Origin of the sequence: Bradyrhizobium oligotrophicum S58 (assembly GCF_000344805.1) — a bacterium.
Taxonomy (GTDB): domain Bacteria; phylum Pseudomonadota; class Alphaproteobacteria; order Rhizobiales; family Xanthobacteraceae; genus Bradyrhizobium; species Bradyrhizobium oligotrophicum.
The window spans coordinates 6006098-6014904 of sequence record NC_020453.1 but is presented as its reverse complement, the minus strand read 5'-3'; the positions used below and the strand labels follow the sequence as shown (position 1 = coordinate 6014904).

Genomic DNA, 8807 nt, shown 5'->3' with positions numbered 1-8807 from the left:
GGTGACCATGAGCCTTCATCCCGATATCGCGGCGCTGCTGGAAATGATCCAGCTGGGAACGGAGTCCGGTGTGCGTATCCCGTTCCCGCAACTCACGCCGGCGCAGGCGCGCGCGGATTTCGAAGCTTCGTCGCCGTTGCTGGATGTCGACCCGCCGCCACTCGCGCATGAGAGGCAGCTGACGCTGCCGGTGCGCGATGGAACGGAGATCGCTGCGCGACTCTATTCGGCTCGCGTGCTGGACTGTGCCGATCCGCAGCCGGTGCTGCTCTACATGCATGGTGGCGGCTTCGTGGTCGGCAGCCTCGACTCGCATCAGCCGCTGTGTCGCGGGCTTGCGAGCGACAGCGGCGCGGCCGTGCTGTCGATCGGCTACCGGCTCGCGCCCGAGCACCGGTTTCCGACGGCGTTCGAGGATTGCGTCGATGCGCTCGCCTGGATCGGGCGAGAGGGAGCTGCCGTGGGCCTTGACCCGCGGCGCATGGCCGTTGGTGGCGACAGCGCGGGTGGGACGCTGGCGGCGGCGCTGGCCATTGCGGCCCGCGACGATCGCGCCTTGCCGCAGCCTCTGCTCCAGGTGCTGGCCTATCCCAGTCTCAGCTCGCAGCAGATCTCGGAGTCTTACGCCAAATACGGCTCGGGCTTTCTCCTGGAGCACGAGACGGTCGACTGGTTCTTCAACCACTATCTGCGCCACGAGGCTGATCGTCACGATTGGCGGTTTGCGCCGCTCGCGGCCACCGACCTCGCCGGCGTTGCGCCCGCGCTGATGGTGCTGCCCGAGTTCGACCCGCTGGTCGCCGAGGGACGCGACTATGCCGCGCGGTTGCGGGCAGCCGGCGTTGCCGTCGATCTCAAGGTCTATCCCGGCATGGTCCACGAGTTCCTGCGCATGGGGAACGTCGTCCCCGATGCGCTGCAGGCCCGTGGCGAGATCGGCGCCGCGCTCGCCGACGTCTTCGCCCGACATGTTGGAGCTGGCTACTGATGATGACCTCATCCGATCCTGGGATCGTGCACGTCGGAAGCCTGTTGCGGCCGTACTGGAAGCTGGTTCTCTGCGCCATTCTGCTCGGCCTCGTCGGCGGCGCCAGCGTTGCCGGCCTGCTCGCCGTGGTGAACAAGGGCCTCTATGCCGGCTCGGCCGATATCGGCCGCCTGATCGCCTCGTTTGCCGGGCTCTGCGTTCTGATCGTGATCGGGTCGGTCGGCTCCGACATCAGCGCCAACGTCGTGGGACAGCGGATCATCGCGTCGCTGCGCAAATCGCTGGCGGCCAAGATCCTGATGGCGCCGATCGACGAGCTGGAATCCTACCGGACTCACCGGCTGATCCCCGTGTTGACCAAGGACGTCGATGCGATCAGCGATTTCGCATTCTTCTTTCCGGCCTTCCTGGTCTCCGGCGTCGTCGTCACGGGCTGCCTCGTCTATCTGGCCGTGCTGTCATGGCCGTTGTTCCTGGTCACGGCGGCGTTGATCGCGCTCGGATCGTTCGCCCATTTCCGGGCGAGACAGCGCGGAATGTCCGGGTTCCATCTCGCCCGCCAGTATGAGGACGATCTGCAGAAGCACTACCGCACGATCGCGGAGGGCGCCAAGGAGCTGCGTCTCCACCGGCCCCGCCGGCATCACGTGCATGTCGACCTGATCCAGCGCACCGTCGACAGGATCAGCGACGTGCAGATTGGGGCCATCAATCTCCTGGTCACCGCGCGCGCGCTCGGGACGGTGCTGTTGTTCCTGGTGATCGGGACCGCGCTCGTGCTGCGGCCGCTGTTGTGGCCGGACAGCCCGCCATCGGTCTCCAGCGGTTTCGTCCTGGTGCTGTTGTTCATGCGCGGACCCATCGATCAGCTCATCGGCATGCTGCCCTCGCTCGGACGCGCGCAGGTGGCGATGCGGCGGATTGCGGAACTGTCGGAGCGTTTCGCCACGGCCGAGTCGGATCTGCTCGAAGATCCCGTCAATCGGATCAACGATGAGATCGAATCGATCGAGCTGCGCGGCGTCTCCTACTCGTTTCAGGCCGCTTCCGCCGAAAGGCCCTTCAGGCTCGGCCCGGTCGATCTCCGCATCCGGCGCGGCGAGATCGTCTTCATCGTCGGCGAGAACGGCAGCGGCAAGACGACATTGATCAAGCTGCTGCTGGGGCTCTACGTGCCAGATCATGGCCTGCTGCTGCGCGATGGCGTTCCGGTCGTCGGCCGGTCGCGCGATGATTATCGGCAGCTCTTCACCACCGTGTTCTCGGATTACTACCTGTTCGATACGCTGCTGCGGCAGGGCGATCACACACCGGAGATCGCGCAGCGCTATCTGGATCGGCTCGAGCTGGCCCACAAGGTCGCGGTCGAAAACGGCGCGTTCTCCACCACGGACCTGTCGACCGGACAACGCAAGCGCCTGGCGCTGATCAATGCCTGGATCGAAGGTCGTCCCGTGCTCGTGTTCGACGAATGGGCTGCCGATCAGGACCCGGCGTTCCGCCAGATCTTCTACACGGAGCTGCTCGCCGACCTCAAACGTCTGGGCAAGACGATCATCGTGATCTCGCACGACGACCGCTACTTCCATTGCGCAGATCGGATCGTGCGGCTGCGCAATGGACGGCTCGAAGAGGATGGTTCGGAGCAACAAGGCGAGATCGCACGACCGAAGCGTTCGTCGAGACCGTAGTCGTGATGACGCTGTGCAAGGCAACAGGGGGAGAGTCGCATGAATGCAGGTGCGAGCGTCGTCGGGAGCGCTCAGACATTCCTCGTCGGGACCGACATCGCGATGTCGGTGGTCCGCGACAATGCAAGCCTTCGGGTGGTCCGGGATGGTGCGGCCCTGCTGTCGGTGCGGCTCGATGCCGATCGGATGCGGCTGATCATGTGCGACGGCGTCGATGATCCGCAGCTGCTGCTGCGCGCAATTGCGGCTGCCGCCGAAGCGCTGTTCGGCTGGCATCCGTCGCTCGACCGGCTCGTCCTGGACCTCGGAGACAGGCGGGCTGCGGCAACGATGTTGACGCGCCAGGGTCTCGCGGTGGTGATGGATGGCAGGCCGGTGCTGCTGCCGGAGGTGGTGATGCAGCTGCGCGAGAGCTGGCTGCCGGATGCGGCGCGCCCCGCGTTTCCGCTGTCCTATGTGATGACCGACGGCAAGCGTCATCCGCGGCGCCCGCCGAAGCCGGCTGGCCCGGTCTATACGCGCTTCATTCCGTGGCTGTCGGACATCGTCAGCTTTCGGGTCGTCGACATCGAACGGGACCTGCCGCTGGTTCACCGCTGGCTCAACGATCCGCGCGTGGATGTGTTCTGGAACGAGGCGGGAGAGCTCGACAAGCATCGCGACTATCTTTCGCGCATCCTGTCGGACCCGCACATGCTGCCCTTGATCGGCTGCTTCGGCGAGCAGCCGTTCGGCTATTTCGAGCTCTATTGGGCCAAGGAGAACCGGATCGCGCCGTTCTACGATGCCGCGGACTACGACCGCGGCTGGCATGTGATCGTCGGCGAGGACGCGTTCCGCGGCCGCGATTTCATCACCGCATGGCTTCCCTCGCTCATGCACTACATCTTCCTCGACGATTGCCGCACCCAGCGGATCGTCGGTGAGCCGGCGGCCGCCCATGCACAGCAGCTGCGCAATCTCGATCGCGCCGGATTTGCCCGGATCAAGAATTTCGAATTCCCACACAAGCGAGCAACACTGGTCATGTTGCTTCGTGAACGCTTCTTTGGTGATCGGCTGTGGCAGCCGGTTGCGAAGGACGCGACGCCAGAGACCCAACGCTGACGGAGCATCACCTCATGACGTACCATCCCTCTCCTGAATATGATGTCGTCGGCGTTGGCTTCGGGCCGTCGAATCTCGCGCTGGCGATCGCGCTCGACGATTGCACGCGACAGCAGCGTGTGAGCTGCCGTTCGCTGTTCGTGGAGCGGCAGCCGCACTTCAAGTGGCATGGCGGCATGCTGCTGCCCGGCAGCAGCATGCAGATCTCCTTCCTCAAGGATCTCGTGTCGCTGCGCGACCCGACCAGCCCGTTCACGTTCATCAACTATCTGCATAAATCGGGCCGGCTGCTCGACTTCACCAATTGCAAGACGTTCTATCCGAGCCGGATCGAGTTCAACGACTACCTGCGCTGGGCTGCAGGCCAGTTCAGCTCGCTGGTCGAATATGGCGAGACGGTCGTTGCCGTCGAGCCGGTCGGCAGCGGCCAGTCCGTGGTCGCGCTCCGCGTGTCGACCCGGACGGAGGATGGAGCTGAGCGGGTGCATATTGCGCGCAACCTCGTGGTCGCGGTGGGCGGCGTGCCGCATGTCCCGGCCGGATTTCGAGCGATTGCGGGAGATCCGCGCGTCGTGCACACGAGTGCGTATCTCGAATCGCCGATCACGGCTGCACTGAACGGCGAGGCACCTCGTATAGCGGTCGTCGGTGGCGGCCAGAGCGCCGCGGAGGTCACCCTCGATCTGAGCGAGCGGTTTCCGAATGCCCATGTCGATCTCATATTCCGCGGACACGCACTGAAGCCGTCCGACAGCAGTCCGTTCGTCAACGAGATCTTCAATCCGGAGTACACCGATTATTTCCATTCGCGCGAGGAGAGCCAGCGCGGCGCAATCATCAGAAGTTTCCGGAACACGAACTATGCTGTCGTCGATCCCGAGCTGCTCGACCAGCTCTATCGGATGACCTATCAGCAGCGCGTCTCCGGCACGCGAAAACTTGCGCTCCATCCCCGAAGCGAGATCGTCGGTGCCGAAGCCGGCCCGGAAGGCATCGCGCTCGAGCTTCTGAACAAGGACGAGGACGTCCGTCACCGCGCGACCTATGACGCGATTGTCCTGGCCACCGGCTACGAGCGCTCGCCATTTCCGGCTTTTCTCGATCCTATCAGCCGTTATGTCGAAGGAAGCGGGCTCGATCGCGACTATCGTGTTCAGACCAGTCCGGCGTTTCGACCGAGGGTCTATCTGCAGGGCTGTTCCGAGACCTCTCATGGCCTGAGCGACACGCTGCTGTCCGTGCTGCCGATGCGAGCCCAGGAGATCATGGCGTCGCTGGTGGCGACGTCGGCGAAGCAGCGCGGCCCGGAGCAGGATCCGCAACTGGTCGAACGTGTGTACTCGTGAGCGCAGCGCCGTGGGCCGACGCGCATGAGCCCACAAGTCGGCGAAACAGCCTTTGGTGATCGTGACGCTCATGGAGCGTCGCGATCGGATGAACATCAGTGGTCGTCGTGATTGCGCTTGCCGGGGGGCCGACATCTTGGATCGGCCAGCAAGCACGGCGGAGTTCGGGAATGGGAAATGAGTGAGCCGCATCTGCCTGAGCGGGTCGTGACTTTGCTGGTATCAAGTGACTACGCGCGGCTCGTTGGCCGGACCATGTCGGAACGGTTCGATTACGTCGTCGACATTGCGTCGCTGCATACGCGGGACGAGCTGCTGCGACGTTTCGAGCTCGATCGCATTTTGGTGCGTCAGATCGAGAAGTGGCTCGGCTTTCACGGCCGCCGTCTGCGCCGTCCGGCCGAGAGCATCGATATCGTCATGTGCGGGTTGGAGTTTCGCAAGCGGCGCATCCGGCGTTCGCGCGTGGGCGCGCGACGGCGACGGCTGGATCCCAAGGGGTTACCCAAGGCGGCACCAAAGGCGGAATCCAAGACGAGTCCCGAGGAGCCGGGCTGACGACCTGCCGGGCGATCCGGCAGGCATCACGGCCGGCTGTCGATCGCGCCCGGGCAACCAAGGTTCGTCCGGATTTTCGGGCGATCGGAGCCGCCTGTTTCCGAAAGTTCAGACGGGTCGCCTGACGGTGTCCCGGGCGTGCTCTCGTGATGGTTTGCAAACGGTAGCAATCTGAAGGACATGCGGCCGCATCGCGCCGCGCCACTCCGCTGGCACGAATGCTGCTTAAATAGCCCCCAAACGAGCACCAGCTCCAGAACAACAGACGCGAGGGGACGTCCGGATGCCAGCCCACCACCCATCCTTCATCTGAGACCCAGCGAGCAGGCGATCCCGCCTGCGCGACGCGTCGTGACGCCCGGACGCAGGGGCGGCGCGTGTATGGACGTGTGACTTCGGCCCGGCATGCAGGGGGAGACGATGATGACAGTTGCGGACGCGAACGACCTGGATCCGCTGGAAACCCGGGAATGGCTGGATGCTCTCGCGGCCGTGCGCGGCCATCGCGGTGACGCGCGCGCCCGGTTCATCGTCAAGGCCGTGCTCGACGCGGCCAGTCGAGAGGGTCTGCCGGTCGGCCAGTCGCTGACGACGCCCTATTGCAACACGATCCCTGTCCACCAGCAGCCCGCGCTGCCGGGCGATCGTGCCATGGAGCACAGGCTGCGATCGGTCATCCGCTGGAATGCACTGGCGATCGTGCTGCGCGCCAACAAGGAGAGTTCCGAGCTCGGCGGTCACATCGCAAGCTTCCAGTCGGCGGCCACGCTCTACGACATCGGCTTCGGCCATTTCTGGCATGCGCCGACCGAGACCCACGGCGGCGATCTGATCTTCGTGCAGGGCCACTGTTCACCCGGCATCTATGCACGCGCCTTCCTCGAAGGTCGGCTGAGCGAGGAGCAGCTGCTCGGCTTCCGCCAGGAGACCGGCGGCAAGGGGCTGTCGAGCTATCCGCATCCCTGGCTGATGCCGGACTTCTGGCAGTTTCCGACGGTATCGATGGGGCTCGGCCCGCTGGTCGCGATCTACCAGGCGCGCTTCCTGAAATATCTCGAGAACCATGAGCTCGCGAAGACCGCGAGCCGCAAGGTGTGGGCGTTCATGGGCGACGGCGAGACCGACGAGCCGGAGTCGCTCGGCGCGATCTCGCTCGCCGGCCGCGAGAAGCTCGATAACCTGATCTTCGTCATCAACTGCAACCTGCAGCGGCTCGACGGCCCCGTGCGCGGCAACGGCAAGATCGTCCAGGAGCTGGAGAGCGTGTTCCGGGGCGCCGGCTGGAACGTCATCAAGGTGCTGTGGGGCTCGGGCTGGGACCGCCTGCTGCAGAAGGACAAGACTGGCCTGCTGCTGAAGCGCATGGAGGAGTGCGTCGACGGCGAGTACCAGGATTTCAAGAGCAAGAGCGGCGCCTACATCCGCGAGCATTTCTTCGGCAAATATGACGAGCTGAAGCAGCTCGTCGCCGACATGAGCGACGACGAGATCTGGCAGCTGACCCGCGGCGGCCACGATCCGGAGAAGGTGTTCGCCGCCTATGCCGCGGCGGTCAACCACAAGGGCCAGCCGACCGTGATCCTGCCGAAGACCGTCAAGGGCTACGGCATGGGCGAATCCGGCGAGGGTCAGATGATCGCGCATCAGGCCAAGAAGATGACCCAGGACGCGCTGCGCGGCTTCCGCGACCGCTTCCAGGTGCCGGTTGCGGACGAGGACCTCGCCAAGGTGCCGTTCATCCGGCTGCCGGATGACAGCCCGGAGATGAAATACTTCCACGCTCAGCGCGAGCGGCTCGGAGGCAGCCTGCCGCAGCGCCGGCGGACATCCACGTCACTGCCGATCCCGCCGCTGCAGACGTTCCAGCGCCTGCTCGACAGCACCGGCGAGCGCGAGATCTCGACCACCATGGCGTTCGTGCAGATGCTCGGCACGCTGGTGCGCGACAAGGCGATCGGCAAGCACATCGTGCCGATCGTGCCCGACGAATCCCGCACCTTCGGCATGGAGGGCATGTTCCGCCAGCTCGGCATCTATTCCTCGGTCGGCCAGCTCTACCGTCCGCAGGACGCCGACCAGCTGATGTATTACCGCGAGGACAAGAGCGGCCAGGTGCTGCAGGAGGGCATCAACGAGGGCGGCGCGATGTCGAGCTGGATCGTCGCGGCGACGTCCTACAGCACCAACGACGTTCCGATGATCCCGTTCTACATCTACTACTCGATGTTCGGCCTGCAGCGCGTCGGCGACCTGGCCTGGCTTGCCGGCGACATGCGCGCCCGCGGCTTCCTGCTCGGCGGCACAGCAGGGCGCACCACGCTGAATGGTGAAGGCCTGCAGCACGAGGACGGTCACAGCCATATCCTGGCGGCAACCGTTCCGAACTGCGTGTCCTACGACCCGACCTTCGCCTATGAGGTCGTGACGATCATCCGCGAAGGCATGCGCCGCATGTACGAAGCGCAGGAGGACGTCTACTACTACATCACCCTGATGAACGAGAACTATCCGCATCCGGCGCTCGCCGAGGCCGGAGCGGGTGCGGAGGAGGGCATTCTCAAAGGCCTCTATCTGCTCAAGAGCGGCGGTGAGGCGAAGGCCGAGGCGCCCCGTGTCCAGCTGATGGGCTCCGGCACGATCCTGCGCGAGGTGATCGCGGCTGCCGATCTGCTCAAGGCCGATTTCGGCGTCACCGCGGACGTCTGGAGCGCAACGAGCTTCAACGAGCTGCGCCGCGACGGCATGGCGGCAGAGCGCTGGAACCTGCTGCATCCGACCGAGCCGCGCCGCAAGAGCTGGGTCGAGGCACAGCTCGATGGCCATGCAGGTCCGGTCGTCGCCTCGACCGACTACATGCGCAACTATCCCGACCAGATCCGCGAATACGTCCATGCCGCCGGCCGCCGCTACGTCGTGCTCGGCACCGACGGCTTCGGCCGCAGCGATTATCGCGTCAAGCTGCGGCGCTTCTTCGAGGTCGATCGGCACTACGTCGCCATCGCCGCGCTCAAGGCGCTGGCCGATGACGGCCGCCTCAAGCCGGAGATCGTCGCGGAAGCGATCGCGAAATATCAGATCGACACCGGGTGCGCTGCGCCCTGGACCCTGTGAAGCGGC

The 8807-nt window shown here is 65.0% G+C and carries 6 protein-coding genes; all 6 read left to right on the top strand.

Annotation, left to right across the window (positions count from 1 at the left end; translation table 11 throughout):
- Positions 1-7: 7 nt before the first annotated feature.
- The 6 genes from S58_RS26000 (at position 8) to aceE (ending at position 8801) form a co-directional block, all read left to right on the top strand.
- Positions 8-988, top strand: a complete 981-nt coding sequence (locus tag S58_RS26000) for an alpha/beta hydrolase (RefSeq protein WP_015668372.1) — start codon at positions 8-10, stop codon at positions 986-988.
- On the top strand, positions 988-2679 hold the full coding sequence (locus S58_RS25995; RefSeq protein WP_015668371.1) for a cyclic peptide export ABC transporter: 1692 nt from the start codon (positions 988-990) through the stop codon (positions 2677-2679). The genes S58_RS26000 and S58_RS25995 overlap by 1 nt, the downstream gene beginning before the upstream one ends.
- Positions 2680-2718: 39 nt before the next feature.
- A complete protein-coding gene (locus S58_RS25990) occupies positions 2719-3786 on the top strand; it encodes a GNAT family N-acetyltransferase (RefSeq protein WP_015668370.1) in 1068 nt (355 codons plus the stop codon).
- A gap of 14 nt (positions 3787-3800) precedes the next feature.
- On the top strand, positions 3801-5132 hold the full coding sequence (locus S58_RS25985; RefSeq protein ID WP_015668369.1) for a lysine N(6)-hydroxylase/L-ornithine N(5)-oxygenase family protein: 1332 nt from the start codon (positions 3801-3803) through the stop codon (positions 5130-5132).
- A 177-nt stretch (positions 5133-5309) separates the two neighbouring features.
- Complete coding sequence (locus tag S58_RS25980; RefSeq protein WP_015668368.1) at positions 5310-5690, top strand: hypothetical protein; 381 nt, start codon at positions 5310-5312, stop codon at positions 5688-5690.
- A gap of 420 nt (positions 5691-6110) precedes the next feature.
- A complete protein-coding gene (gene aceE / locus S58_RS25975; protein ID WP_015668367.1) occupies positions 6111-8801 on the top strand; it encodes a pyruvate dehydrogenase (acetyl-transferring), homodimeric type in 2691 nt (896 codons plus the stop codon).
- Positions 8802-8807: the final 6 nt, after the last annotated feature.

Bases quoted from the DNA above. Each gene is read 5' to 3' on its own strand.
- S58_RS25990 (WP_015668370.1), top strand. From the start codon at position 2,719: ATGAATGCAGGTGCGAGCGTCGTCGGGAGCGCTCAGACATTCCTCGTC.
- S58_RS25980 (WP_015668368.1), top strand. From the start codon at position 5,310: ATGAGTGAGCCGCATCTGCCTGAGCGGGTCGTGACTTTGCTGGTATCA.
- S58_RS25995 (WP_015668371.1), top strand. From the start codon at position 988: ATGATGACCTCATCCGATCCTGGGATCGTGCACGTCGGAAGCCTGTTG.
- S58_RS25985 (WP_015668369.1), top strand. From the start codon at position 3,801: ATGACGTACCATCCCTCTCCTGAATATGATGTCGTCGGCGTTGGCTTC.
- aceE (WP_015668367.1), top strand. From the start codon at position 6,111: ATGATGACAGTTGCGGACGCGAACGACCTGGATCCGCTGGAAACCCGG.
- S58_RS26000 (WP_015668372.1), top strand. From the start codon at position 8: ATGAGCCTTCATCCCGATATCGCGGCGCTGCTGGAAATGATCCAGCTG.